At 60.1% G+C, this 24,324-nt stretch carries 27 protein-coding genes; 26 read left to right on the top strand and 1 reads right to left on the bottom strand.

Annotated elements, in window-relative coordinates:
* Positions 1-462: 462 nt before the first annotated feature.
* From rluC to QZH45_RS21870, 3 genes are read left to right on the top strand one after another with little or no spacing between them, the layout of a single operon-like run.
* Positions 463-1,419: a 23S rRNA pseudouridine(955/2504/2580) synthase RluC gene (gene rluC, locus QZH45_RS21880; protein ID WP_024776912.1), complete on the top strand. Its 957-nt coding sequence runs from the start codon at positions 463-465 to the stop codon at positions 1,417-1,419.
* Complete coding sequence (locus QZH45_RS21875) at positions 1,409-2,071, top strand: HAD-IA family hydrolase (RefSeq protein ID WP_024776911.1); 663 nt, start codon at positions 1,409-1,411, stop codon at positions 2,069-2,071. The genes rluC and QZH45_RS21875 overlap by 11 nt, the downstream gene beginning before the upstream one ends.
* Positions 2,072-2,091: 20 nt before the next feature.
* Positions 2,092-3,081: a S49 family peptidase gene (locus tag QZH45_RS21870; RefSeq protein WP_053190756.1), complete on the top strand. Its 990-nt coding sequence runs from the start codon at positions 2,092-2,094 to the stop codon at positions 3,079-3,081.
* A 116-nt stretch (positions 3,082-3,197) separates the two neighbouring features.
* Here the strand turns inward: QZH45_RS21870 and QZH45_RS21865 are convergent, their stop codons facing one another.
* The gene (locus QZH45_RS21865; RefSeq protein ID WP_024776909.1) at positions 3,198-3,776 is read right to left on the bottom strand and encodes a Maf family protein; all 579 of its coding nucleotides are present in this window, start codon (positions 3,774-3,776) and stop codon (positions 3,198-3,200) included.
* A 105-nt stretch (positions 3,777-3,881) separates the two neighbouring features.
* Here QZH45_RS21865 and QZH45_RS21860 point away from each other — a divergent pair, with 105 nt between their 5' ends.
* The 23 genes from QZH45_RS21860 (at position 3,882) to araH (ending at position 24,227) form a co-directional block, all read left to right on the top strand.
* Positions 3,882-4,409, top strand: coding sequence for a YceD family protein (locus tag QZH45_RS21860; protein WP_003204262.1), 528 nt, complete (start codon positions 3,882-3,884; stop codon positions 4,407-4,409).
* Positions 4,410-4,422: 13 nt separating this feature from the next.
* The gene (gene rpmF, locus QZH45_RS21855) at positions 4,423-4,605 is read left to right on the top strand and encodes a 50S ribosomal protein L32 (protein WP_003179396.1); all 183 of its coding nucleotides are present in this window, start codon (positions 4,423-4,425) and stop codon (positions 4,603-4,605) included.
* Between the two features lie 3 nt (positions 4,606-4,608).
* On the top strand, positions 4,609-5,619 hold the full coding sequence (gene plsX / locus QZH45_RS21850) for a phosphate acyltransferase PlsX (RefSeq protein ID WP_080686185.1): 1,011 nt from the start codon (positions 4,609-4,611) through the stop codon (positions 5,617-5,619).
* A 123-nt stretch (positions 5,620-5,742) separates the two neighbouring features.
* Entirely contained in the window at positions 5,743-6,681 is a 939-nt protein-coding gene (gene fabD, locus QZH45_RS21845; RefSeq protein WP_024776907.1) for an ACP S-malonyltransferase, read from the top strand.
* A 15-nt stretch (positions 6,682-6,696) separates the two neighbouring features.
* On the top strand, positions 6,697-7,440 hold the full coding sequence (gene fabG / locus QZH45_RS21840) for a 3-oxoacyl-ACP reductase FabG (RefSeq protein ID WP_024776906.1): 744 nt from the start codon (positions 6,697-6,699) through the stop codon (positions 7,438-7,440).
* Positions 7,441-7,630: 190 nt separating this feature from the next.
* Positions 7,631-7,867, top strand: coding sequence for an acyl carrier protein (gene acpP, locus QZH45_RS21835; protein ID WP_024776905.1), 237 nt, complete (start codon positions 7,631-7,633; stop codon positions 7,865-7,867).
* Between the two features lie 108 nt (positions 7,868-7,975).
* Positions 7,976-9,220, top strand: a complete 1,245-nt coding sequence (gene fabF / locus QZH45_RS21830) for a beta-ketoacyl-ACP synthase II (protein WP_024776904.1) — start codon at positions 7,976-7,978, stop codon at positions 9,218-9,220.
* Positions 9,220-10,035, top strand: coding sequence for an aminodeoxychorismate lyase (gene pabC / locus QZH45_RS21825; RefSeq protein ID WP_024776903.1), 816 nt, complete (start codon positions 9,220-9,222; stop codon positions 10,033-10,035). Before fabF ends, pabC begins: the two co-directional genes overlap by 1 nt.
* A 3-nt stretch (positions 10,036-10,038) precedes the next feature.
* Entirely contained in the window at positions 10,039-11,199 is a 1,161-nt protein-coding gene (gene mltG, locus QZH45_RS21820; RefSeq protein ID WP_024776902.1) for an endolytic transglycosylase MltG, read from the top strand.
* A 19-nt stretch (positions 11,200-11,218) separates the two neighbouring features.
* Positions 11,219-11,851 carry a dTMP kinase gene (gene tmk / locus QZH45_RS21815; RefSeq protein WP_024776901.1) on the top strand — a complete coding sequence of 211 codons (633 nt, stop codon included), beginning with the start codon at positions 11,219-11,221 and terminating at the stop codon, positions 11,849-11,851.
* Positions 11,844-12,830: a DNA polymerase III subunit delta' gene (locus QZH45_RS21810; protein WP_024776900.1), complete on the top strand. Its 987-nt coding sequence runs from the start codon at positions 11,844-11,846 to the stop codon at positions 12,828-12,830. The genes tmk and QZH45_RS21810 overlap by 8 nt, the downstream gene beginning before the upstream one ends.
* Before the next feature lie 192 nt (positions 12,831-13,022).
* Positions 13,023-13,379 carry a PilZ domain-containing protein gene (locus QZH45_RS21805; protein ID WP_024776899.1) on the top strand — a complete coding sequence of 119 codons (357 nt, stop codon included), beginning with the start codon at positions 13,023-13,025 and terminating at the stop codon, positions 13,377-13,379.
* 11 nt (positions 13,380-13,390) lie between these two features.
* Positions 13,391-14,185 (top strand): TatD family hydrolase, encoded by a 795-nt coding sequence (locus tag QZH45_RS21800; RefSeq protein WP_055135253.1) that lies wholly within the window; start codon positions 13,391-13,393, stop codon positions 14,183-14,185.
* A 383-nt stretch (positions 14,186-14,568) separates the two neighbouring features.
* Positions 14,569-15,207 carry a TetR/AcrR family transcriptional regulator gene (locus QZH45_RS21795; RefSeq protein WP_003204240.1) on the top strand — a complete coding sequence of 213 codons (639 nt, stop codon included), beginning with the start codon at positions 14,569-14,571 and terminating at the stop codon, positions 15,205-15,207.
* Between the two features lie 138 nt (positions 15,208-15,345).
* The gene (locus QZH45_RS21790) at positions 15,346-16,314 is read left to right on the top strand and encodes a GTP 3',8-cyclase MoaA (protein ID WP_024776897.1); all 969 of its coding nucleotides are present in this window, start codon (positions 15,346-15,348) and stop codon (positions 16,312-16,314) included.
* Between the two features lie 172 nt (positions 16,315-16,486).
* Positions 16,487-17,092 (top strand): DUF4823 domain-containing protein, encoded by a 606-nt coding sequence (locus tag QZH45_RS21785; protein ID WP_024776896.1) that lies wholly within the window; start codon positions 16,487-16,489, stop codon positions 17,090-17,092.
* A gap of 15 nt (positions 17,093-17,107) precedes the next feature.
* On the top strand, positions 17,108-17,668 hold the full coding sequence (locus QZH45_RS21780) for a DUF1285 domain-containing protein (RefSeq protein ID WP_024776895.1): 561 nt from the start codon (positions 17,108-17,110) through the stop codon (positions 17,666-17,668).
* Between the two features lie 118 nt (positions 17,669-17,786).
* A complete protein-coding gene (locus QZH45_RS21775) occupies positions 17,787-18,533 on the top strand; it encodes a FadR/GntR family transcriptional regulator (protein ID WP_024776894.1) in 747 nt (248 codons plus the stop codon).
* Positions 18,530-19,405, top strand: coding sequence for an SMP-30/gluconolactonase/LRE family protein (locus QZH45_RS21770; RefSeq protein WP_055135252.1), 876 nt, complete (start codon positions 18,530-18,532; stop codon positions 19,403-19,405). The genes QZH45_RS21775 and QZH45_RS21770 overlap by 4 nt, the downstream gene beginning before the upstream one ends.
* A gap of 235 nt (positions 19,406-19,640) precedes the next feature.
* A complete protein-coding gene (locus QZH45_RS21765) occupies positions 19,641-20,459 on the top strand; it encodes an SDR family oxidoreductase (RefSeq protein ID WP_053190763.1) in 819 nt (272 codons plus the stop codon).
* A gap of 171 nt (positions 20,460-20,630) precedes the next feature.
* On the top strand, positions 20,631-21,635 hold the full coding sequence (locus tag QZH45_RS21760) for a substrate-binding domain-containing protein (protein ID WP_024776891.1): 1,005 nt from the start codon (positions 20,631-20,633) through the stop codon (positions 21,633-21,635).
* Between the two features lie 68 nt (positions 21,636-21,703).
* Positions 21,704-23,248: an L-arabinose ABC transporter ATP-binding protein AraG gene (gene araG, locus QZH45_RS21755; protein WP_055135251.1), complete on the top strand. Its 1,545-nt coding sequence runs from the start codon at positions 21,704-21,706 to the stop codon at positions 23,246-23,248.
* A 10-nt stretch (positions 23,249-23,258) separates the two neighbouring features.
* On the top strand, positions 23,259-24,227 hold the full coding sequence (araH, locus tag QZH45_RS21750) for an L-arabinose ABC transporter permease AraH (RefSeq protein WP_024776889.1): 969 nt from the start codon (positions 23,259-23,261) through the stop codon (positions 24,225-24,227).
* Positions 24,228-24,324: the final 97 nt, after the last annotated feature.

The raw sequence follows: 24,324 nt of genomic DNA, 5'->3' as shown, positions 1-24,324 counted from the left end.
GCTACACAGTCCGACGGTTGTACATCTCCACCCTACACGTATCCCTGATAATTCGGGTGCTGCCGCGCGCAGAATCCGCAGCGGGTTGGCATTTACCGTGAGCTCCGGAAGGGGAGGTCACGCATCATGGCTAAATTAGGCGTTGTTTCCGAAGCTTTCGCCCGGGGTCGCTAGCAACTGACTGCACTTTGTGAACTGGCCGTGAATGTGGCGCGCAAGGCGAGTGAAAACTCTGCTTTGCGGCGTATTTCAGGCCTCATGTCACCTGCGCTCGTTACACCTGCTAACTCACCGAATCGTGGCAAAAGCCCCGTAGGACGGCCTCTCGTCCTCGTGAATTGCGTTGGTCAGGGCCGGTTTTTGACCGTTAGTCCGCTGTCCAGCCACTTTTGGCGGCGTTCGCGACTATAGCAGCAATGATTAAGTGCTTCAATTCCATAAAAAATTGTTATGATCGCCGCCATGACGACTACTGCCCCTTCGACCCCGAGCGTTCAACTGCTCGAGGTCTCGCCGGAATATGCCGGCCAACGAATCGATAACTTCCTTCTCGCTCGGCTCAAGGGCGTGCCCAAGACCTTGATTTATCGCATTTTGCGCAAGGGCGAGGTGCGGGTGAACAAAGGTCGTATCAAACCTGAGTACAAGCTCCAGGCCGGCGATATCGTGCGCGTGCCGCCGGTTCGCGTGCCCGAGCGCGATGAACCGGTGCCGGTTGCCCAGGGCCTGCTGCAGCGCCTGGAAGAGTCGATCATCTATGAAGACAAAGCGCTGATTGTGATCAACAAGCCCGCAGGCATCGCGGTTCACGGTGGCAGCGGCCTGGATTTCGGCGTGATCGAAGCCTTTCGTCAGTTGCGGCCGGACGCCAAGGAGCTGGAGTTGGTTCATCGCCTGGATCGCGACACCTCCGGGCTGCTGATGATCGCCAAGAAACGCAGCATGCTGCGCCATTTGCACGAGCAACTGCGCGGTGACGGCATCGACAAGCGCTATATGGCTCTCGTGCGGGGGCATTGGGCGACGTCCATCAAGCAGGTCCGTGCGCCATTGCTCAAGAGTAACCTGCGCTCAGGCGAGCGCATGGTCGAGGTCAACGACGAGGGCAAGGATGCGCTCACCGTATTCAAGGTGCTGCGGCGTTTCGGTGACTTCGCCACTATGGTCGAGGCCAAGCCGGTGACCGGTCGTACCCACCAGATTCGTGTTCATACATTGCATGCCGGTCATTGCATCGCCGGTGACCCCAAATACGGGGACGACGATTTCAGCCGCGAGATCCGGGATCTGGGCGGAAAACGCCTGTTTCTTCATGCCTATATGCTCACCGTACCGCTGCCCGATGGGGGTGAGCTGAAGTTGCAGGCACCCGTGGACGCCATGTGGGCCAAGACTGTGGAGCGATTGAGTGCGCCCTGACTACAAGCTCCTGATCTTCGATTGGGATGGCACCCTGGCCAATTCAATTGGTCGGATCGTGGAGTCGATGCATGTCGCGTCTGACCGCACGGGTTTTGCCAGGCGCGATGACTTTGCGGTAAAAGGCATCATCGGTCTTGGATTGCCGGAAGCGATTCGCAGCCTGTATCCGGACATCGATGACGATGCGCTGACGATTTTCCGCCAGCATTACGCCGACCACTACATTGCCCTGGAGGCGGAGCCGTCGCCCTTGTTCGAGGGTGTGGCAGATACGCTTGGGGCATTGCGAGCGGAGGGTTATCACCTGGCCGTTGCCACTGGGAAAGCTCGTCGCGGACTCGATCGGGTGCTGAAGGCTCATGGCTGGGAGGATTATTTCGATATCACCCGTGCCGCCGATGAGACCGCCAGCAAGCCGCACCCGCTGATGCTCGAGCAGATCCTGGCGCATTGCGAGGTGCGCCCGGAGCAGGCGCTGATGGTGGGGGATTCATCGTTCGATCTGCAGATGGCTCGCAACGCCGGCATGGGTTCGGTGGCGGTCAGTTATGGCGCGCAGACGATCGAGGCGCTACGGGCGTTCGAGCCGAGACTGGCAATAGACCATTTTCCTGAGTTGCATGCCTGGCTGAGCCGGCACCCCGATTAAATTTGTTGAAGGATGCAAGTATGACCGATGAATGGAAGGCACCGGCCAAGGCAAGCGCTGACAACGGTGACGACAAGAGCTGGAAGTTGCTGGAAAAGACCCTGATGGCCGGGGTACAGGAGCAGCGACGTGCGCGCCGCTGGGGTATCTTCTTCAAGTGCCTGGTCTTTATTTATCTTTTCGTCGGGCTGGGGGTCATTATCCAGGCGATCGATCTGAAGAAGAATCCCGGCAGCGGTTCGGCCTACACCGCGGTGATCGATATCGAAGGCATGATCGCGGACAAGGAGGCGGCGAGCGCGGATAACATAATTGGCAGTCTGCAGGCAGCGTTCGAGGATTCGAAAGTCAAGGGAGTGGTGCTGCGCATCAACAGTCCGGGCGGCAGTCCGGTGCAGGCGGGCTACGTCTATGACGAGATCGTTCGCCTGCGTGCGGCGCATCCGGATATCAAGGTCTATGCGGTGATCGCCGACCTGGGTGCTTCCGGTGCCTACTACATTGCCAGTGCGGCGGATCAGGTCTATGCCGACAAGGCCAGTCTGGTGGGGTCCATTGGTGTAACCGCTGCCGGTTATGGTTTTGTCGAGACCCTGGACAAGCTCGGTATCGAGCGTCGGGTGTACACCGCCGGTGAGCATAAATCCTTCCTCGATCCTTTTCAGCCGCAGAAGCCGGAAGAAACCGCTTTCTGGCAGGGGGTGCTCGATACGACTCACAAGCAGTTCATCGCCAGCGTCAAGAAAGGGCGGGGTGACCGGCTCAAGGACAAGGATCACCCGGAGCTGTTCTCCGGTCTGGTCTGGTCCGGAGAGCAGGCGTTGTCCCTGGGGCTGATTGACGGGTTGGGCAGTGCCAGTTCGGTGGCGCGGGATGTGATCGGTGAGAAGGAGTTGGTGGACTTCACCGTCGAAGAGTCGCCGCTCGATCGTTTCTCGAAGAAGCTGGGGGCGAGCATTGCCGAGCGCCTGGCGATGTGGATGGGGTTCCAGGGGCCGGCATTGCGCTGATTGCCCTTGTTGGAGCTGGCGCAGCCTGCGATCTTTTGATCTTTCGCTTGAGACTCAAGTGTCAGGGGGGGGATCGCAGCCTCGCTTCGCTCGGCAGCTCCTACAGGGTGGTCCTGTCAGGGGATTTGCAGGCCCTCCGCCAGCAACATATCCACAAGGCGGATCAGGGGCAGGCCGACCAGGCTGGTGGCGTCGGGGCCTTCGGTGCTCTGGAACAAGCTCACCCCCAGGCCCTCGGCCTTGAAGCTGCCGGCGCAATCATAAGGCTGTTCGATCCGCAGGTAGCGCTCGACCCGTTCCGGGTCGAGCGTGCGCATGTTGACGGTAAAGGGCACGCAATCGACCTGGCAGGCGCCGGTCTGGCTGTTGAGCAATGCCAGGCCGGTCAGGAATGTGACCCTGGTCCCGCTGGCGGCCAGCAGTTGTTCGCGGGCATTGTCGAAGGTGTGGGGTTTGCCCAGGATGCGCTCGCCGAGCACAGCGACCTGGTCCGAACCGATGATCAGGTGTGCCGGGTGGCTTTCAGCCAGTGCCAGGGCCTTTTCCCGGGCCAGGCGCTCTACCAGTGCCCGGGGAGGCTCGCCGGGGCGATGACTTTCGTCGATGTCCGGCGAGCGGCAGACGAATGGCAGCCCCAGGCGAGCGAGCAATTCCCGGCGGTAGATCGAGCTGGAGGCAAGTAATAAAGGCAGCATGGGCATCTCCAAAAGTCAGGGGCGAATTCTAGCGAGGCGCGCAAGTGACGGACAGGGCTGAATTTCCTTTGACATGGGCGGGGGCATCCCTATAATGCTGCGCCTATGTTGAATGACCCGATTCCACCTCACGTTGACCCGCGCAAATTGGCTGACCGTGGCACCACCCTTCAAGGTGAACTGCTGCTGGCCGATTTGAAGAGACTCTGCGACCCGCTTTCCGATGATGTCGGTACGGTCCAGGCCAAATTCGTTTTTGAACGAGATGAACGTAAATCTGTGGTTATCCACAGCTTTATCGACACTGAAGTCAAAATGGTTTGCCAGCGTTGTCTTGAGCTGGTCACCCTGCCGATCCACAGCGAATGCAGTTACGCCGTGGTGAAGGAGGGTGCGAATACCCAGTCGTTGCCGAAAGGTTATGACGTGCTGGAACTGGGCGAAGATCCATTGGATCTGCAGTCACTGATCGAGGAGGAGCTTCTGCTCGCCTTGCCCATTGTGCCTGCTCATCATCCGGAAGAATGCCAGCAGCCGGCGGGAGCAGATGAACCCGAACCGAGCGAGGACGAGGTAACGCGGTCCAACCCGTTCAGTGTATTGGCGCAGTTAAAGCGTGACCCAAACGTTTAGGAGTTAATCAATTATGGCTGTTCAGCAGAACAAAAAATCCCGCTCTGCCCGTGACATGCGCCGTTCGCACGACGCTCTCGAGGCTAGCACCCTGTCTGTAGAAAAAACCACTGGTGAAGTTCACCTGCGTCACCACGTATCGCCAGAAGGCGTATACCGTGGTCGTAAAGTGATCGACAAGGGCGCTGACGAGTAATCCTTGTCCGCTCAAGTCATCGCAATTGACGCAATGGGCGGGGACTTCGGTCCCCGCAGCATTGTTCAGGCCAGCCTTGCTTGCTTGAATGCAACACCCTCGCTGCACCTGACCCTCGTCGGTCAACCCTCCCTTCTTGAAGAAATGCTCAGCGGCCGGACGGCAGCGGATCGCGCGCGCCTGACGATTACCCCTGCCTGCGAAGTCATCACCATGGACGAAAAGCCGGCCCAGGCCTTGCGCGGCAAGCCTGACGCGTCGATGCGGGTGGCCCTTGAGCTGCTGCGCGACGGCAAGGTGCAGGCCTGTGTCAGTGCTGGCAATACCGGGGCGCTGATGGCGCTGTCGCGCTATGTACTCAAGACTCTGCCGGGCATCGACCGACCGGCGATGGTCGCGGCCATTCCGACCCGGAGAGGGTTTTGCCAGTTGCTGGACCTGGGTGCCAATGTCGATTGCAGCGCCGAGCACCTGCTGCAATTTGCAGTGATGGGCTCGGTGGCGGCTGAAACCCTCGGTATTGTGCGTCCTCGCGTGGCGTTGCTGAACATTGGAACCGAAGACATCAAGGGCAACCAGCAGGTCAAGCTGGCTGCCACGTTGTTGCAGAACGCGCGGGGAATCAACTACATCGGTTTCGTCGAGGGCGACGGTTTGTACCGGGGCGAGGCGGACGTGGTGGTATGTGACGGCTTCGTCGGCAATATCCTGCTCAAATCCAGTGAAGGCCTGGCAACCATGATTGGCGAGCGGATCGAGACCCTGTTCCGGCAGAGTCTGGTCTCACGGGTGGTGGGTGCCCTGGCGCTGCCCTTGATGCGTCGCCTGCAGGCGGACCTGGCGCCGGCGCGGCATAACGGGGCCAGTTTTCTCGGGCTGCAGGGTATTGTGATCAAGAGTCATGGTTCGGCGGGCGTGCAGGGTTTTCAAAGCGCTATCAACCGGGCCGTGATAGAAATCCAGGAAAACCTGCCCGAACGCCTTCATGGACGTCTCGAAGATTTGTTAACTTAGGCGTTTTCGTCCGACAATGCTTAAATGTGACCGGTCGGTTCAACCCGCCATCCAACTGTCAGTTTCCTAGCGCCCCACGGGGCGTCAATTTTTGGCGACAAGATCATTAGGGGCTTTGTTTTCATGTCTGCTTCCCTCGCATTCGTCTTTCCAGGACAGGGCTCGCAGTCCCTCGGCATGTTGGCCGAGCTGGGCGCGCAATACCCGCTGATCCTCGAAACATTCAAAGAAGCGTCCGATGCACTCGGCTATGACTTGTGGGCACTGACCCAGCAAGGGCCCGAAGAGCAACTCAATCAAACCGATAAAACCCAGCCGGCCATCCTGACCGCCTCGGTAGCCCTTTGGCGTCTTTGGCTGGCTGAAGGTGGTGCGCGTCCGGCCTTTGTTGCCGGTCATAGCCTGGGAGAGTACAGCGCCCTTGTCGCTGCGGGCAGCCTGAGCCTGGGCGACGCGGTGAAACTGGTGGAGCGTCGTGGCCAGTTGATGCAGGAGGCCGTTCCGGCTGGGCAGGGCGGCATGGCTGCGATCCTCGGCCTGGACGATGCCGATGTGCTGGCAGCCTGTGCCGAGGCGGCGCAAGGCGATGTGGTCAGTGCGGTTAACTTCAACTCCCCGGGGCAGGTCGTGATCGCCGGTGCCAAGGCTGCGGTCGAACGCGCCATCGAAGGCTGCAAGGCCCGTGGTGCCAAGCGCGCCATGCCGTTGCCGGTCAGCGTGCCGTCGCACTGTGAATTGATGCGTCCTGCTGCCGAGCGCTTCGCCGAATCCATTGCCGCCATTGATTGGCAGTCCCCGCAGATTCCCGTGGTGCAGAACGTCAGCGCTGATGTGGCGCCAGACCTTGAGACCCTCAAGCGTGATCTGCTGGAGCAGCTCTACAAGCCGGTTCGCTGGGTCGAATCGGTGCAGACCCTGGCGGCCAAGGGTGCGATCGAACTGGTCGAGTGTGGCCCTGGCAAGGTGCTGGCCGGCCTGAACAAACGCTGCGCCGAAGGCGTGTCGACTTCCAATCTCAACACCCCAGACGCTTTCGCTGCCGCCCGTGCAGCGCAGGCCTGAACAGGAGAAGCTTGCATGAGTCTGCAAGGTAAAGTTGCACTGGTGACCGGTGCAAGCCGCGGCATCGGCCAGGCCATTGCCCTGGAACTGGGTCGCCAAGGCGCCATCGTTGTCGGCACCGCGACTTCCGCTTCGGGCGCCGAGCGTATCGCCGCGACCCTGAAGGAAAACGGTATTCAAGGCACTGGTCTTGAGCTGAACGTCACCAGCGACGAATCCGTTGCGGCGGTATTGGCCAGTATCCAGGAGCAGTTCGGTGTCCCGGCTATCCTGGTCAATAATGCCGGTATCACTCGTGATAACCTCATGATGCGCATGAAAGATGACGAATGGTTCGACGTGATCGATACCAACCTGAACAGTCTGTACCGGCTGTCCAAGGGCGTTCTGCGCGGCATGACCAAGGCTCGTTGGGGGCGGATCATCAGTATCGGTTCGGTTGTAGGTGCCATGGGCAACGCCGGCCAAGTAAACTATGCTGCGGCCAAGGCCGGTCTGGAAGGTTTCAGTCGGGCGCTGGCGCGTGAAGTGGGTTCGCGCTCGATTACGGTAAACTCGGTCGCGCCGGGTTTCATCGACACCGACATGACCCGCGAACTGCCGGAAGCTCAGCGTGAAGCCTTGTTGACACAAATTCCGCTGGGGCGCCTGGGGCAGGCCGAAGAGATCGCGTCCGTGGTCGCTTTTCTTGCGTCCGACGCTGCGGCATACGTGACCGGAGCTACAATCCCGGTGAACGGCGGGATGTACATGAGTTAAATGTGACGGATTGCTTCAAAAAAATGTCATACGAGCTGTCTAAAATCCGTTATAAAGCTGCAACTTATTTATAGGCGGCGGGCCGTCAGGGTTCGAAGGAAAAGCTTTCGGTTGAAAAATCGAAAAGCCTTTCTATACACTTACCCACCGGCCAGTTGCCTGAATTGTCCATTAGGAGTGAAAACAAGGTATGAGCACCATCGAAGAGCGCGTCAAGAAAATCGTTGCCGAGCAACTGGGCGTTAAGGAAGATGAAGTCAAGAATGAAGCATCTTTCGTTGAAGACCTGGGTGCCGACTCCCTTGACACCGTTGAGCTGGTGATGGCTCTGGAAGAGGAATTCGAGACCGAAATCCCTGACGAAGAAGCTGAAAAAATCACCACTGTTCAGCTGGCTATCGACTACGTAAACAGCCAGCAAGGCTGATCGTTTTTAGTCGTCGCTCGCTGTCATGGAAAAACCGCACTGCCATCACGGCGTGCGGTTTTTTCTTTAGGCCTGATGAAAAGTCGTCATTAGAAAAAGGAGAGTGCTGTGTCGCGTAGACGCGTCGTAGTCACCGGTATGGGTATGTTGTCGCCACTGGGCACGGATGTGCCGAGCAGTTGGCAGGGCATTCTGGCTGGCCGTAGTGGCATTGGTCTGATCGAACACACCGACCTTTCTGCCTATTCCACCCGTTTTGGCGGCTCGGTAAAGGGCTTCAATGTCGAGGAATACCTGTCGGTCAAGGAAGCCCGAAAGCTCGACCTGTTCATTCAATACGGCCTGGCTGCCGGTTTTCAGGCAGTGCGTAATGCCGGCCTGGAAGTCACCGATGCCAACCGTGAACGCATCGGCGTGGCCATGGGTTCGGGTATTGGCGGCTTGACCAATATCGAAGAAACCAGCCGCACGCTGCATGATTCGGGGCCGCGGCGGATTTCTCCGTTCTTCGTGCCGGGCTCGATCATCAATATGATTTCCGGTTTCCTGTCCATCCATCTGGGTGCACAGGGACCCAACTACGCCATTGCCACGGCATGCACCACGGGTACCCACTGCATCGGCATGGCCGCGCGCAACATCATGTACGACGAAGCTGACGTGATGATCGCTGGCGGCGCCGAGATGGCGGCTTGTGGCCTAGGCATGGGCGGCTTCGGTGCCTCTCGGGCACTGTCGACCCGCAACGACGAGCCGACCCGTGCCAGCAGACCTTGGGACAAGGGCCGCGATGGCTTTGTGCTGTCCGACGGTGCCGGTGCGCTGGTGCTCGAGGAGCTGGAGCACGCCAAGGCGCGTGGCGCGACCATCTATGCCGAGTTGATCGGCTTTGGTACCAGCGGTGACGCGTACCACATGACGTCGCCGCCGGCCGATGGCGCCGGTGCTGCCCGATGCATCGCCAATGCCCTGCGTGACGCGAAGATCAATAGCGAACAGGTGCAGTACATTAACGCCCATGGCACGTCGACACCGGCGGGCGACCTGGCCGAAGCCCAGGCGATCAAGACCGTCTTCGGCGAGCATGCCTACAAACTGGCGGTCAGCTCGACCAAATCGATGACCGGTCACCTGCTGGGCGCCGCCGGCGCGGTGGAAGCGATCTTCAGCGTGCTGGCGATCAACAGCCAGGTTGCGCCGCCAACCATCAACCTCGACGAGCCGGACGAAGGTTGCGACCTGGACTTCGTTCCGCACACCGCCCGAGGCATGGACATCGATGTAGTGCTGTCCAACTCCTTCGGCTTCGGCGGCACCAACGGCTCGCTGGTGTTCCGCCGGTTCGCCGGCTGATGGACAGCTGGGTCGACGGTCAGCCGGCTGACGTTTTATCGCTGAAGGATCGCGGCCTGGCTTATGGCGATGGGTTGTTTGAAACCATCGCCGTGCGCGACGGTGTGCCGACGCTGCTGGAGCGTCATCTGCAGCGGCTCGAGCAGGGCTGCCGGCGGTTGGCGCTCAATGTCGACAAAGGGGCATTGAGCACTGAACTGAACGCCTATGCGCAACGCCTGGGTGAAGGGGTGCTGAAGCTGATCGTGACCCGTGGCGACAGCCAGCGCGGTTATGCCGCTGTCCCCTCGGTCCAGGCTCGGCGCATCCTGCAAGGGAATCCGCCGGCGGCTTATCCTGCTGCTCATGCCGAGCGGGGCGTTTCCCTGTTTCCTTGTGCGACCCGCTTGTCCGAGCAGCCACTGCTTGCCGGCCTCAAACACCTCAATCGTCTTGAACAGGTCATGGCTCGCGCCGAATGGACCGACTCGGAGCACGCCGAGGGTCTGATGCTGGATATGTCCGGGCGCGTGATCGAAGGGGTCTTCAGCAATCTGTTTATCGTACGCGATGGGGTGTTGGTGACTGCTGATCTGAGCCGGTGCGGCGTGGCAGGCGTGATGCGTGCCGAATTATTGTTTCAAGCCGAGTCACAGGGCATCGCCACGCAAGTGGCCGATATCCGCCTCGAGCAACTGCACCAGGCCGATGAGGTCTTTGTCTGCAACAGCGTGTATGGCGTATGGCCGGTGCGCGCATGCGGTTCGACGCGCTGGTCGGCCGGGCCGCTCACCCGTAAACTGCAGACCCTTGCCCGCGCGTTATTGGATGTTTGATTCGTGAGACGTAAATTCTTGCTGTTGCTGGAAACCGGCCTGGTTCTGGCAGGGCTGCTGTGGGGCGCTTCGGCCTGGAAAATTCATTCGGCGTTGCAACAGCCGCTGAACATCACCCAGGAAGAACTGCTGGAGATCCCTAACGGGACCACCCCGACCAAAACCTTCTATCGTCTCGAGGCCGACGGCCTGATCAGGGACGCGTTCTGGCTGAGGGTGTATTGGCGTTTCAATCTCGCCGGCCAGCCACTGCACTCCGGTGAATACCGGATGGTGCCGGGCATGACCATGGAGAACCTGATCGGCGTATGGAAACGCGGCGAGGTGGTGCAGTACAGCCTGACGCTGGTGGAAGGCTGGAATTTCCGTCAGGTCCGTGCTGCCCTGGCCAAGGATGAAAAACTCCAGCAGACCCTCACCGGCTTGAGTGACAGCGAGGTGATGGATCGGCTGGGACATTCCGGAGTGTTCCCTGAAGGACGGTTTTTCCCGGACACCTATCGCTTCGTGCGCGGGACGTCGGACGTTGATCTGCTGAACAAGGCGTATGATCGGCTTGAAGACGTGCTGGCCAGGGAATGGGCCGAACGCGCCGCCGATGTGCCTTACACACAGCCTTACCAGGCGCTGATCATGGCGTCCCTTGTGGAAAAGGAAACCGGCGTACCTCAGGAGCGCAGTCAGATCGCCGGTGTGTTCGTGCGTCGCCTGCGCATGGGCATGCTGCTGCAGACCGACCCCACGGTGATCTATGGCCTTGGCGAGCGCTACACCGGCAAACTCACCCGTGCCCATTTGAAGGAAGAGAATCCCTACAACACCTACATGGTGCCCGGGCTACCGCCAACGCCGATTTCAATGGTGGGGCGCGAGGCGATTCATGCCGCGTTGAATCCAGCGTCGGGCAACAGCCTTTACTTCGTCGCGCGCGGGGATGGCAGCCACGTGTTCTCCAACAATCTGGATGAGCACAACAACGCGGTGCGCGAATACCAACTCAAACGTCGCGCCGACTATCGCTCCAGTCCGGCTCCGGCTACGCTGGACGACTCGGCGCCGATTCCCGCTGCCTCGCCTGATACGGCCCCCGATGCCCTGCCCCAGGTGCAACCCGAGAAGCCTGCTCCTGAACCGAATGCTGACGAGCGCCCGAGCCCGCAATGACTCTGACTAAGGACTGCCCGTGACTGGCTTGTTTATAACGCTGGAGGGCCCGGAGGGCGCCGGCAAGAGCACCAACCGCGAATTCCTGGCCGAACGCCTTCGTACTGCGGGGATCGAGGTGGTGCTGACCCGCGAGCCGGGCGGTACGCCGCTGGCGGAGCGGATCCGTGAGGTGCTGCTGGCGCCGGCCGAAGAAGTGATGAACCCCGACACCGAGCTGTTGCTGGTGTTCGCCGCCCGGGCACAACACCTGTCCGAGGTGATTCGTCCGGCCCTGGCCCGTGGCGCAGTGGTGCTCTGCGATCGCTTTACCGATTCGACCTATGCCTATCAAGGTGGTGGCCGGGGCTTGTCCCTGGAGCGCATCGCGGCACTGGAAACCTTCGTCCAGGGCGACCTGCGACCGGACCTGACGCTGGTGTTCGACCTGCCGGTGGAAATCGGCCTGGCCCGTGCCAGCGCCCGTGGTCGGCTGGATCGTTTCGAGCTTGAGGGCGAGGCATTCTTCAATGCCGTGCGCAACGCCTTCCTGAGCCGTGCCAAGGCCGATCCGGCGCGTTACCTGTTGATCGATGCCGCCCAGCCGCTGACCCAGGTCCAGCAATCGCTGGACAGCCTGGTGCCAGGTCTGCTGGAGCGTGTCCGTGGCTGAAGCCTATCCCTGGCAGGACGGTCTCTGGCAACAACTGGCCGGTCGTGCCCAGCATGCCCATGCGTACCTGCTGCATGGTCCGGTCGGGATCGGCAAGCGAGCGCTGGCCGAACGCCTGATGGCCCACCTGCTGTGCCAGCGCCCGGGCGCCTCGAACGCGTGCGGCGAGTGCAAGTCCTGCCTGCTGCTCAAGGCTGGCAGCCATCCCGATAACTATGTGCTGGAGCCGGAGGAGGCGGACAAGGCGATCAAGGTCGACCAGGTCCGTGACCTGGTCAGTTTCGTGGTCCAGACTTCGCAGCTGGGTGGACGCAAGGTGGTGCTGATCGAGCCCGTCGAGTCGATGAACATCAACGCCGCCAATGCCTTGCTCAAGAGCCTCGAAGAGCCTTCCGGTGACACCATCCTCTTGCTGGTCAGTCACCAGCCGAGCCGCTTGCTGCCAACCATCAAGAGCCGTTGCGTGCAACAAGCCTGCCCATTGCCGAGCGAGGCGATGAGTTTGCAGTGGCTGGCCCAGGCCCTGCCCGACAGCACCGATGACGAGCGTGTCGAATTGCTGACCCTCGCCGCCGGTTCGCCCCTGGCGGCCGTCAGTCTTCAGGCCCAGGGTGTGCGTGAACAGCGGGCATTGGTGGTGGACGGTGTGAAGAAGCTGCTCAAGCAGCAGCAATCGCCGACGCAATTGGCCGAGGGGTGGAACGCGGTCCCGCTGCTGTTGCTGTTCGACTGGTTCTGCGACTGGTCGAGCCTGATCCTGCGCTATCAGCTCACCGAAGATGAGGCGGGCCTCGGGCTGGCGGATATGCGCAAAGTGATTCAGTACCTGGCGCAAAAAAGCAGCCAGGACAAAATCTTGAACATTCAGGACTGGTTGCTTGCCCAACGTCAGAAGGTGCTGAGCAAGGCGAACCTCAACCGGGTGCTGTTGCTTGAGGCGCTGTTGGTGCAGTGGGCGAGTTTGCCGGGTCGTAACTGACAGACGTCGCCAAGGCTCCTAGACTCAGTACGAAAAGTCTTGAGACGAAGGTCAGGCAAGGCGAAAACAGCCGAGGAAGCGCAGTGTACTGGAGTACATGAGCATTCCGAGGCTGTTTTCAACGCAGCATGAACAAGTATCAAGGCTTTTCGTACTGAGGCTAGACTCAGCTCAATCGCAGCGGAGATCAGCATGAACGAACCTGTCAGTCCCGGACCGCGCAACGGCATCCTGTCCCTGGCCATCAAGGATAAATCGGTGCTTTACGCCGCCTATATGCCCTTCATCAGGAACGGCGGCCTGTTCATCCCCACCAACAAGCATTATCGGCTGGGTGATGAGGTGTTCATGTTGTTGAGCCTGATGGATGAACCGGAGAAGATCCCGGTTGCCGGCAAGGTGATCTGGATGACCCCCAAAGGTGCCCAGGGCAATCGAGCAGCCGGCGTCGGCGTGCAGTTCAATGACGGCGACAGCTCGGCCCGCAATCAGATTGAAACCCACCTGGCCGGAACCCTGAAGTCCGACCGTCCCACCCATACGATGTAGCCCGACCCTTTATGCTTGTAGATTCTCATTGTCACCTCGATCGTCTCGACCTGGCCGCCCATGGCGGTTCCCTGGATGCAGCGCTGGACGCTGCCCGTCAGCGGGGCGTCGGACACTTCCTGTGTATCGGTGTCAGCGCCGACAATGCCGCCGACGTCAAGGTCCTGACCGACCGTTATGAGGACGTCGATTGTTCGGTCGGCGTCCATCCGCTGGATGTCCAGCCCGATGCTGCGCCGGCCCTGGACTGGTTGTTGCGTGAGCTCGACCATCCGCGAGTCGTCGCCATCGGTGAAACCGGCCTGGACTATCACTACGAGCCGGAAGCCGCCGAGGTGCAGCAGGCCTCATTCCGCCTGCACCTGGACGCCGCGAAGCAGACCGGCAAGCCGGTAATCATCCACACCCGGGGTGCCCGGGCCGACACCCTGGCCTTGCTGCGCGACGCTGCGCTGCCCCAGGCCGGCGTGCTGCACTGTTTTACCGAAGACTGGGACATGGCCAAGGCGGCGCTGGACATGGGTTATTACATTTCCCTGTCCGGGATCGTCACGTTCCGTAATGCCGATGCCTTGCGCGACGTAGCCAGCAGGGTGCCGGCCGATCGCCTGCTGGTGGAAACCGACTCGCCGTACCTGGCCCCGATCCCGTATCGCGGCAAACCGAATCTTCCGCAATACGTACGGGAAGTGGCGGAGTTCCTGGCAATGCTGCGCGGGGAGTCCTACGAGCGGTTCGCTGACCAGACGACAGAGAATTTCAAGCGGCTGTTTCCGCTGGCTCATGTCGGTTCGGTAAAGGCTTGAATTTCGAGCAAAAAAAACCCGGGTTCTGGGGGGTGAATCCGGGTTAAGACCATTAGGAGTAAAACAAAGGCACACGGTCCTTTGGTACCTTTACCGGCGCGTCACTTGGGGGAGATGACGCACCGACAGTTCAAGTATTGATCAGGATGCCGACGCGTCCAGTTTGGTCGGGGCGGTTTTTAAACAAATTTGGAATACGCTCGCTTCGGATAAGTTCTCACTGTCGCCACCGGTTGTCGGGGCGACGCGATGGCGTAAGCAGCGGCGAGCCAATGTTGTACGATTTTGTTAAGAACTATGGCCGGGAACGGATGATCCGTGCATTTTTGCGTAAGTTAGGCATAATACCCGGCTTCGAATTTTGACCTTCAGACCTTTTTCTTATGCACAAAGAACCTCGTAAGGTCCGTGAGTTTCGCCGCCGCGAGCAGGAAATTCTCGACACCGCACTCAAGTTGTTTCTCGACCAGGGCGAAGACAGCGTCACCGTCGAGATGATTGCGGATGCCGTGGGTATCGGCAAAGGCACGATTTATAAACACTTCAAATCCAAGGCGGAGATTTACCTGCGCCTGATGCTCGATTACGAGCGCGATTTGAACGAATTGCTGCATTCGGCGGATGTGGACAAGGACAAGGAGGCGCTGTCCCGGGCCTACTTTGAATTCCGCATGCGCGATCCCCAGCGCTACCGTTTGTTCGACCGCCTGGAAGAGAAGGTGGTCAAGGGCAACCAGGTGCCTGAGATGGTCGAGGAACTCCACAAGATCCGGGCTTCGAACTTCGAGCGCCTGACGTTGCTGATCAAGGGCCGGATCAGCGAAGGCAAGCTCGAAGACGTGCCGCCTTACTTCCATTACTGCGCTGCCTGGGCGTTGGTGCATGGTGCGGTGGCGTTGTACCACTCGCCGTTCTGGAGCAACGTGCTGGAGGATCAGGAGGGTTTCTTCCAGTTCCTGATGGACATCGGTGTGCGCATGGGCAACAAGCGCAAGCGTGATACCGACGTACCGAGCAGTTAAGGCATTCAGATACCTGATTGCGCCATGTCCGCTTACATGGCGCAGTGCCCCAGTAATATACTCAGGCTTGGGTCTTGCGAAAACCTGAATTCTAGGTCAAGTTTCGCAAGTCCGATTTTTCTTTCGCCGGAGTCATCCATGATCGTTGACCGTCAGGGCAGGCGTTTTCGCAATTTGCGGATCAGCCTGACTTCCGCCTGCAACTATGCCTGCACCTATTGCGTGCCCGACGGCAAGCGTCTGGTGGCCGCGCAGGACGAGTTGTCGGCCGAGGCGATGGCGCGTGGCGTGGCTTACCTGATCGAAGCCGCCGGCATCGAACGATTGCGCATCACCGGGGGCGAGCCGTTGGTCAGCCCCAAGCTCGAACGCTTCATGACGGCGGTGGGACAGATGGGGCTGGAGGACATCAGCCTGACCACCAACGGCCAGCTGTTGGCGAAGAAGTTGCCTTTGCTTGTGGAGGCGGGCATTCGCCGCATCAACGTTTCCCTCGACACCCTGGACCCCGCTGCGTTTCGCAGCATCGCCCGTGGCGGCGACTTGGCGACGGTGCTCGACGGCATGGACCAGGCCCACGCAGCGGGCATGAAGATCAAGGTCAACATGGTGCCGTTGCGCGGGCAAAACCTGGATCAGGTGATGCCATTGCTTGATTATTGCCTGGAGCGTGGCTATGAGCTGCGCTTCATCGAGCTGATGCGCATGGGGCACCTGGCCAGCGATTCCAATGGGTTTTTGCAGCAGTTTGTCAGCCTGCAACAACTGTTGGGCCTGATCGGCGACCAGTACGAATACCTGCAAGCCGACGCGCCGGTGGATGCGACGGCGGTGCGCTACGAGATCCCAGGCATGGGCTATTTCGGTGTGATCGCCAACGAAAGCGTGCCTTTCTGCCGCACTTGCTCGCGGTTGCGGTTGTCTTCCACAGGCTGGTTGCATGGTTGCCTGTCTTCCAGCAACCGCCACTTTGTCGGTGATCTTCTGGACAAGCCCCGTCATCAGGCGCTGCCGGCCCTTCAGCGGTTGCTGGTCAAGGCCTTGGGGGACAAGCAAGAGGTGGCGTTCTCCGGGGGCGCGACCATCATGAAGATCATCGGCGGCTGATCCCGCGCAATCGCGGGCAAGCCTTGCTCCCACAGGTACGGTGTTTACCCTGTGGGAGCAATGCTTGCCCGCGATTACATTGTTCCAGTCAATCCATTTTCATTGAGCTGGCGCAAAAGCTGCATTCAACGGCCATTCGCCGGTTTTCCGACACCGGCTTCTGGAGGGTAGGATGCGTAGCCTGGTTTTGCTGCTGGCCGTTTTGGCGCTGGGTGGCTGTATGAATGTCAGCGACATGGGGGAGGGCGTTCGTTATCACCTGAGTGACGCCGGTCTGCTGGATCACAGCGACAGTCGCCGTGTGAATAACCTGCGTATCCAGCCTGATTCGTTCATCTTCATCGCCCAAGGCGCCTTCGCGCCGCCGGGTGGCGCCTATCCGCGTCCCAATGTCGTGGCCGAAGAAGCCTTCAACGGGTTCATCGAATACTTCCCGATGGTTCGTCGCGCCCGTGTTCCCGAAGGTCTTGACCAGGCAATGGGCGAGGCCCGTGCCGCGGGTGCTCATTACTTGCTGTACACCCGGTTCGCCAAGGCCGACAACCGCATCGGCAATTCTGACGAATGGCTGGACGAAGAAGCCGTGGATCGCCTGGGTGTCGATACCAGCGTGATTCAGATCATGTTGATCGAGACCAGCACCCAGTATTTGATTGATACTGCACGTATCAAGAGTCGTGGCGGTTTACTGACGTTGCACGACAAGCAGCCCCAAGATCTCATCGCCACGCCGTTGCGTGAATATGCCCGCAGCCTGTTGGGGATGAGCGACGAGTAAACACAAGGAGTCACCATGAGCGGACCGCAAAAAGCCAATGACCTGCTGGGGCAGATCCCCAAGACCAAAGGCCTGCCGCCGGTCCACTTATGGAATCCCGACTTCTGCGGCAACATCGACATGCGCATCGCGCGCGATGGCACCTGGTACTACTTGGGCACGCCCATCGGGCGCAAGCCGATGGTCAAGCTGTTCTCCACCATCATCCGCCGCGACGGCGATGACTACTTCCTGATTACCCCTGTGGAAAAAGTCGGCATTCAGGTCGACGATGCGCCATTCGTGGCCGTGACCCTGGAGGTCGAAGGCCATGGAGAAGGGCAGTTGTTGCGCTTTACCACCCATGTCGATGAAACCACCGAGGCCGGTCCCGACCATCCGATGCGGGTGGTGATCGATCCGCATACCCAGGAGCCGGCGCCATACGTGCATGTGCGCAGCAATCTCGAAGCGTTGATCCACCGGAATGTGTTCTATCAGTTGGTGGAGCTGGCAGTGACTCGTGAGATGGACGGGCAGCGCTGGTTGGGGGTGTGGAGTGGTGGGGTGTTCTTCCCTATCGGCCTGGAACCGTAACCCCTGCGGGAGCGAGCCTGTGGGAGCTCCCACATATGTGCCCAGAACAAATTCAATTGACAGTCAATCATATGATGATTAGCGTGAGCCACCAATAAGAGTGGCCCACGGGGTTTTCATGTCCAGCAGTTTTCACGCATCGACCGTCGATTGGCTCGGCGGTTGGATCGCCGCCGGCCAGGTCAAGCCTGGACAGACCATCAAGGTCGAGGCGGACCTGGGCGAGCAACTGGGCGTCAGTCGCACGGTGATTCGCGAGGCGATCAAGACCCTGGTGGCCAAAGGCATGCTCGAGGTTGGGCCGAAGGTAGGTACGCGAGTGCTGCCGGTGCGGCGCTGGAATCTATTCGATCCACAGGTGGTCGGCTGGCTGTCACGCAGCGGTCTGCCAGAGAACTTTGTCGATGACCTGTTGGATCTGCGCCGCACCATCGAGCCAATGGCTGTGCGCTGGGCCTGCGAGCGTGCAACGGTCGAGCAGGTGCAGGCGATCCGCCTGGCCTACCATGCGCTGGAGCGGGCCGTGGACAGCGGCGCCGATTACAACCGGGCCGACCAGTTTTTCCACGAGTGCATCCTTGCCGCCAGCCACAATCAATTCATAGAACAAATGATCCCGGCCCTGGGGGCGTTGCTGGCGGTATCGTTCGAGGTATCGGCCGCCGATCCGGATGAACTGCGCCGTACTTTGCCGATCCACAAGGACATCGCCGAAGCCATTGCGTCTCGTGATGCGGCACGGGGCGTCTGGGCCTGCATGACTCTGATCGACAACGCTGACCTGGCCATCAAGCGCTTCTACCCAGAGGTGATGGCAGGTCGTACGGACACTGCCGGACAAGCCGGAAACGGGAGGTTTCAATGATGTGGAAGGCGTTAACGGAGCACCGGGCGAAACTGGGCGAGGGGCCATTCTGGGACGCGCCGACCCAGGCGCTGTATTGGGTCGACATTGCCGGCAAACAGGCGCTGCGGTTGATCGGCGCCAATGTACAGATCTGGCAGATGCCCGAGCACGTGTCCGCCTTCATCCCGACACAGAGGGGGGATGCGCTGGTGACATTGAGCAGTGGCGTCTACCGCCTTGACCTGGAATCGCCAGGCCTGGAGCCGCGCCTGACGCTGCTGTGCATGGCCGACCCCCAGCCCGGCAACCGCGCCAATGAAGCCCGCTGTGATGACTTGGGCCAGCTGTGGCTCGGCACCATGCAGAACAACATCGGTGAAAACGGTGAGGATCTGCCCTTGGAACACCGCTCCGGGGGCTTGTTTCGCGTGGGCACCGATGGCCGGGTCATGCCGTTGCTGCGTGGGCGAGGCATTCCCAACACGCTGTTGTGGAGTCCTGACGGCACCACGGTGTATTTCGGTGAAAGCCTCGACGGCACGTTGTACCGGCATTTCATCTACCCCGATGGCAACCTGGCGCCCGCTGAAGTCTGGTTCGGCCCTCATTCGCGTGGCGGGCCGGACGGGTCGGCGATGGACGCCCGCGGTTATGTCTGGAACGCCCGCTGGGACGGCAGTTGCCTGCTGCGAATCAGCCCTGATGGCCAGGTTGACCGGGTGGTCGAACTGCCGGTCAGCCGTCCCACCAGTTGCGTGTTTGGAGGAGAAGATCTCAAGACCCTGTACATCACCAGTGCGGCCAGTCCGTTGGCTCATCCGCTGGATGGCGCGGTGCTGTCCATGCGGGTCGATGTGCCAGGTGTGAGCTGCACGCGCTTTTCGGGTTGAATCCCAAAATATGGGATGTAAATATATATATTGAGATTATTGGGTGGCCGGGTTTATAGTCGGCCCATCAGCAACATGCATTCACACTAAAAAAACAAAACAGGTGAAGCGATGCAACGATCCATCCCCGTACGCCCCGGTGGCGTGCGAGACCTACAGTCCTCCCATTGCCTTCGGCCGGTCATCCCTGGATGCCCGGTTTTTGTCGTGGCAGCGGATAGCGGAGTCGTGAGCCGTGGCTGAGGTCCTTTCCTTGCCGCCGGTGCCTGAGCCGCCGAAGGGTGAGCGGCTGAGGAACAAAGTGGTGCTGCTGACCGGTGCCGCCCAAGGTATCGGCGAAGCAATCGTCGCTGCCTTCGCTTCACAACAGGCGCGACTGGTGATCAGCGACATCCAGGCTGGCAAGGTCGAACAGGTTGCCGCCTACTGGCGTGAGCGCGGCGCAGATGTGCAAGCCTTGCAGGCCGATGTGTCGAACCCGCAGGACCTGCAGGCCATGGCCCGCCGTGCCGTTGAATTACACGGCCGCATCGACGTGCTGGTGAACTGCGCCGGCGTCAATGTGTTCCGCGACCCGTTGGAAATGACTGAGGAAGACTGGCGCCGCTGCTTCGCCATCGACCTGGACGGTGCGTGGTACGGCTGCAAGGCTGTGTTGCCACAGATGATCGAGCAGGGCGTCGGCAGCATTATCAACATTGCGTCGACCCACTCGTCCCACATCATTCCCGGCTGTTTTCCTTACCCGGTGGCCAAGCATGGCTTGCTCGGCCTGACCCGCGCCCTGGGCATCGAATACGCCCCCAAGGGCATACGCGTCAACGCCATCGCACCGGGCTACATCGAAACCCAACTGAACGTCGACTATTGGAACGGCTTTGCCGATCCTCATGCCGAACGCCAGCGCGCGCTGGATCTGCACCCGCCACGCCGCATCGGGCAACCGATCGAAGTGGCAATGACGGCCGTGTTCCTGGCCAGTGATGAAGCACCTTTCATCAACGCTTCATGCATCACCATTGATGGTGGACGTTCGGTCATGTACCACGACTGAATATTCCTGAATTACAGTCGGAAACTTCGCCTGTAATTCAATCATCATACGATATGACTATTTGGATCTATGCTGTAGCAACTTGCTGTGCCGTCCAGCCTGCGTTTTGCCACCGAAGGTGGAGCAGACCCTGGACGTTTGGCTTTCAATAAAAAAAACAAGGAGTCAACTATGAATCATCGTCGTGGGATCCGTTCCCTGTGCCGCGTTGCCCTGGCAGTTGCCGCGGTCGGTCTTAGCAGTACCTTGCTGGCGGCTGAAGAAGTGAAGATCGGTTTTCTGGTCAAGCAAGCCGAGGAGCCCTGGTTCCAGACCGAATGGGCGTTCGCCGAGAAGGCGGGCAAGGACAAGGGCTTCAAGGTGATCAAGATTGCCGTGCCCGATGGCGAGAAGACCCTCTCGGCCATCGACAGCCTCGCGGCCAACGGCGCCAAGGGCTTTGTGATCTGCCCGCCGGACGTGTCGCTCGGCCCGGCCATCGTTGCCAAGGCCAAACTCAACGACATGAAAGTCATCGCCGTCGATGACCGTTTCGTCGATGCCAGCGGCAAGTTCATGGAAGACGTGCCGTACCTCGGCATGGCCGCGTTCGAAGTGGGCCAGAAGCAGGGCGCCGCCATGGCCGCTGAAGCCAAAAAACGTGGTTGGGACTGGAAAGAAACCTACGCGGTGATCAACACCTTCAACGAGCTGGACACCGGCAAGAAACGCACTGACGGTTCGATTGACGCTCTCAAGAAAGCCGGTATGCCGGACGATCACATCCTCACCACGGCGCTCAAGACCCTCGACGTACCGGGGAGCATGGACTCCACCAACTCCGCCCTGGTGAAACTGCCCAGCGGTGCGAAGAACCTGATCATCGGCGGCATGAACGACAACACTGTGCTGGGCGGCGTGCGCGCGACTGAAAGCGCCGGGTTCAAGGCTGACAACGTGATCGGGATCGGCATCAACGGCACCGACGCCATTGGCGAGCTGAAGAAGCCCCACAGCGGTTTCTTCGGTTCGATGCTGCCTAGCCCGCACATCGAAGGCTACAAGACTGCCGAGATGATGTTCGAGTGGGTCACCACCGGCAAGGAACCACCGAAGTACACCGCCATGGACGAGGTGACGCTGATCACTCGGGAGAACTTCAAGCAGGAGCTGGAAAAGATCGGCCTGTGGAATTGACGGCCGGTTGATTCAAAAGCGGCCCTGGTGTCTTGGGGCCGCTTGATCTCTGTGAGTTCGAGGTGGTTATGCAAGCGCAAACAGCGACACAGCAACACAACATTGGCGCCAGCTTGCGGTTCAATGGAATCGGCAAGGCCTTTCCCGGCGTACAGGCGTTGGCCAATATCAGCTTTGTTGCCCATCCAGGCCAGGTTCATGCCTTGATGGGGGAAAACGGCGCGGGCAAGTCCACGTTGCTGAAGATTCTGGGTGGGGCCTACATCCCGAGCAGCGGCGAGCTGCAGATCGGCGAACAGACGATGGCCTTCAAATGCACGGCCGACAGCATCGCCAGCGGCGTGGCGGTGATTCACCAGGAGCTGCACCTGGTGCCGGAAATGACGGTGGCCGAGAATCTGTTCCTGGGCCATCTGCCGGCGCGTTTCGGCCTGGTCAACTGCGGCGTGTTGCGCCAGCAGGCATTGACGCTGCTCAAAGGCCTGGCCGACGAAATCGATCCCCAGGAAAAAGTCGGTCGCCTGTCCCTCGGTCAGCGCCAACTGGTGGAAATCGCCAAGGCCCTATCCCGTGGCGCCCATGTAATTGCTTTCGATGAACCCACCAGTAGTCTTTCTGCTCGGGAAATCGACCGCTTGATGGCGATCATCGCGCGTCTGCGGGACGAGGGCAAAGTAGTGCTGTATGTCAGCCACCGCATGGAAGAGGTGTTCCGCATCTGTAACGCGGTGACGGTATTCAAGGACGGCCGCTATGTGCGCACCTTCGACAACATGAGCGAGTTGACCCACGATCAGTTGGTCACCTGCATGGTTGGTCGCGACATCGAGGACATCTACGATTACCGCCCCCGTGAGCGCGGTGACGTGGCGCTGCAGGTCGAGCGCCTGCTCGGTCCAGGGTTGCGTGAGCCGGTGAGTTTCCAGGTGCATAAAGGTGAAATCCTCGGATTGTTCGGGCTGGTGGGGGCCGGACGTACCGAGTTGCTGCGATTGCTCAGCGGCCTGGAACGCCAGACCGAAGGCAGCATGGTCCTGCACGGTGAGGCGCTGAAACTGCGTTCGCCCCGGGATGCCATCGCCGCCGGCGTGCTGCTCTGTCCGGAAGACCGCAAGAAGGAAGGCATCATGCCGCTGGCCAGCGTCGGTGAGAACATCAACATCAGCGCCCGCAGTGCCCATTCAACCTTCGGCTGCCTGCTGCGCGGCGACTGGGAAAAGGGCAATGCCGACAAGCAGATCAGGGCGTTGAAAGTGAAGACTCCGACGGCGGGGCAGAAAATCATGTACCTGTCCGGCGGCAACCAGCAGAAGGCGATCCTCGGTCGCTGGCTGTCGATGCCGATGAAAGTCCTGTTGCTGGACGAGCCCACGCGCGGCATCGACATCGGTGCGAAGGCGGAGATCTACCAGATCATCCACAATCTGGCGGCCAATGGCATTGCGGTGATTGTGGTGTCCAGCGACCTGATGGAAGTGATGGGCATTTCCGACCGGATCCTGGTGCTGTGCGAAGGGGCCATGCGCGGCGAGCTGCCGCGTGACCAGGCCAACGAATCCAACCTGTTGCAACTGGCGCTGCCACGCCAACGCGTTGCCGACGCGGCGAACTGAGAGGTAAATCATGACCATTCAAAACAATGCACTGCCAACGGCACGCAAACCCCTGGATATGCGTCGCTTCCTGGACGACTGGGTCATGCTGCTGGCGGCTATCGGTATCTTCGTACTTTGTACGCTGATGATCGACAACTTCCTGTCGCCTTTGAACATGCGGGGCCTTGGCCTGGCGATTTCCACCACCGGCATCGCGGCCTGCACCATGTTGTATTGCCTGGCGTCCGGGCACTTCGACTTGTCCGTCGGCTCGGTGATTGCCTGCGCCGGCGTGGTCGCGGCGGTGGTGATGCGCGATACCAACAGCGTGTTCCTGGGCGTCTGCGCCGCGCTGGTGATGGGGCTGATCGTTGGCCTGATCAACGGCATCGTCATTGCCAAGCTGCGGGTCAATGCCTTGATCACCACGCTGGCGACCATGCAGATCGTTCGTGGCCTGGCCTACATCTTTGCCAATGGCAAGGCAGTGGGTGTGTCCCAGGAATCGTTCTTCGTGTATGGCAACGGCCAGTTGTTCGGTGTGCCGGTACCGATCCTGATCACCGTCGTCTGCTTTGTGTTCTTCGGCTGGTTGTTGAACTACACCACCTATGGGCGTAACACCATGGCCATTGGTGGTAATCAGGAAGCGGCGTTGCTGGCGGGCGTGAACGTCGATCGCACCAAGATCATCATCTTCGCTGTGCATGGGGTGATCGGGGCGCTGGCGGGTGTGATCCTGGCCTCGCGCATGACCTCCGGCCAACCGATGATCGGCCAGGGCTTCGAACTGACGGTGATCTCGGCCTGCGTCCTGGGTGGGGTATCGTTAAGCGGCGGGATCGGCATGATCCGTCATGTGATTGCCGGAGTGCTGATTCTGGCAATCATTGAAAACGCGATGAACCTGAAGAACATCGACACCTTCTACCAATACGTCATCCGTGGCTCGATCCTGCTGCTCGCCGTGGTCATCGACCGCATGAAACAGCGCTGAAACCTGCTTCGACCGGGCGGGCCCCATCGCGGGCAAGCCCGGCTCCCGCAGGGTTATGTGTCAGTCACAGATTCCGTGCACGGCGCGGCTCAGTGTG

This window comes from Pseudomonas corrugata (assembly GCF_050920615.1).
Lineage (GTDB): Bacteria > Pseudomonadota > Gammaproteobacteria > Pseudomonadales > Pseudomonadaceae > Aquipseudomonas > Aquipseudomonas corrugata.
This window is presented reverse-complemented; position numbering and strand designations above follow the sequence as displayed.

What these genes read in the sequence shown, in the direction of transcription:
- rluC (WP_024776912.1), top strand. Translation starts at nt 463, where the DNA reads ATGACGACTACTGCCCCTTCGACCCCGAGCGTTCAACTGCTCGAGGTC.
- QZH45_RS21870 (WP_053190756.1), top strand. Translation starts at nt 2,092, where the DNA reads ATGACCGATGAATGGAAGGCACCGGCCAAGGCAAGCGCTGACAACGGT.
- QZH45_RS21865 (WP_024776909.1), bottom strand. Translation starts at nt 3,776, where the DNA reads ATGCTGCCTTTATTACTTGCCTCCAGCTCGATCTACCGCCGGGAATTG.
- QZH45_RS21860 (WP_003204262.1), top strand. Translation starts at nt 3,882, where the DNA reads ATGTTGAATGACCCGATTCCACCTCACGTTGACCCGCGCAAATTGGCT.
- rpmF (WP_003179396.1), top strand. Translation starts at nt 4,423, where the DNA reads ATGGCTGTTCAGCAGAACAAAAAATCCCGCTCTGCCCGTGACATGCGC.
- fabD (WP_024776907.1), top strand. Translation starts at nt 5,743, where the DNA reads ATGTCTGCTTCCCTCGCATTCGTCTTTCCAGGACAGGGCTCGCAGTCC.
- fabG (WP_024776906.1), top strand. Translation starts at nt 6,697, where the DNA reads ATGAGTCTGCAAGGTAAAGTTGCACTGGTGACCGGTGCAAGCCGCGGC.
- acpP (WP_024776905.1), top strand. Translation starts at nt 7,631, where the DNA reads ATGAGCACCATCGAAGAGCGCGTCAAGAAAATCGTTGCCGAGCAACTG.
- pabC (WP_024776903.1), top strand. Translation starts at nt 9,220, where the DNA reads ATGGACAGCTGGGTCGACGGTCAGCCGGCTGACGTTTTATCGCTGAAG.
- QZH45_RS21805 (WP_024776899.1), top strand. Translation starts at nt 13,023, where the DNA reads ATGAACGAACCTGTCAGTCCCGGACCGCGCAACGGCATCCTGTCCCTG.
- QZH45_RS21800 (WP_055135253.1), top strand. Translation starts at nt 13,391, where the DNA reads ATGCTTGTAGATTCTCATTGTCACCTCGATCGTCTCGACCTGGCCGCC.
- QZH45_RS21795 (WP_003204240.1), top strand. Translation starts at nt 14,569, where the DNA reads ATGCACAAAGAACCTCGTAAGGTCCGTGAGTTTCGCCGCCGCGAGCAG.
- QZH45_RS21790 (WP_024776897.1), top strand. Translation starts at nt 15,346, where the DNA reads ATGATCGTTGACCGTCAGGGCAGGCGTTTTCGCAATTTGCGGATCAGC.
- QZH45_RS21785 (WP_024776896.1), top strand. Translation starts at nt 16,487, where the DNA reads ATGCGTAGCCTGGTTTTGCTGCTGGCCGTTTTGGCGCTGGGTGGCTGT.
- QZH45_RS21780 (WP_024776895.1), top strand. Translation starts at nt 17,108, where the DNA reads ATGAGCGGACCGCAAAAAGCCAATGACCTGCTGGGGCAGATCCCCAAG.
- QZH45_RS21775 (WP_024776894.1), top strand. Translation starts at nt 17,787, where the DNA reads ATGTCCAGCAGTTTTCACGCATCGACCGTCGATTGGCTCGGCGGTTGG.
- QZH45_RS21770 (WP_055135252.1), top strand. Translation starts at nt 18,530, where the DNA reads ATGATGTGGAAGGCGTTAACGGAGCACCGGGCGAAACTGGGCGAGGGG.
- QZH45_RS21760 (WP_024776891.1), top strand. Translation starts at nt 20,631, where the DNA reads ATGAATCATCGTCGTGGGATCCGTTCCCTGTGCCGCGTTGCCCTGGCA.
- araG (WP_055135251.1), top strand. Translation starts at nt 21,704, where the DNA reads ATGCAAGCGCAAACAGCGACACAGCAACACAACATTGGCGCCAGCTTG.
- araH (WP_024776889.1), top strand. Translation starts at nt 23,259, where the DNA reads ATGACCATTCAAAACAATGCACTGCCAACGGCACGCAAACCCCTGGAT.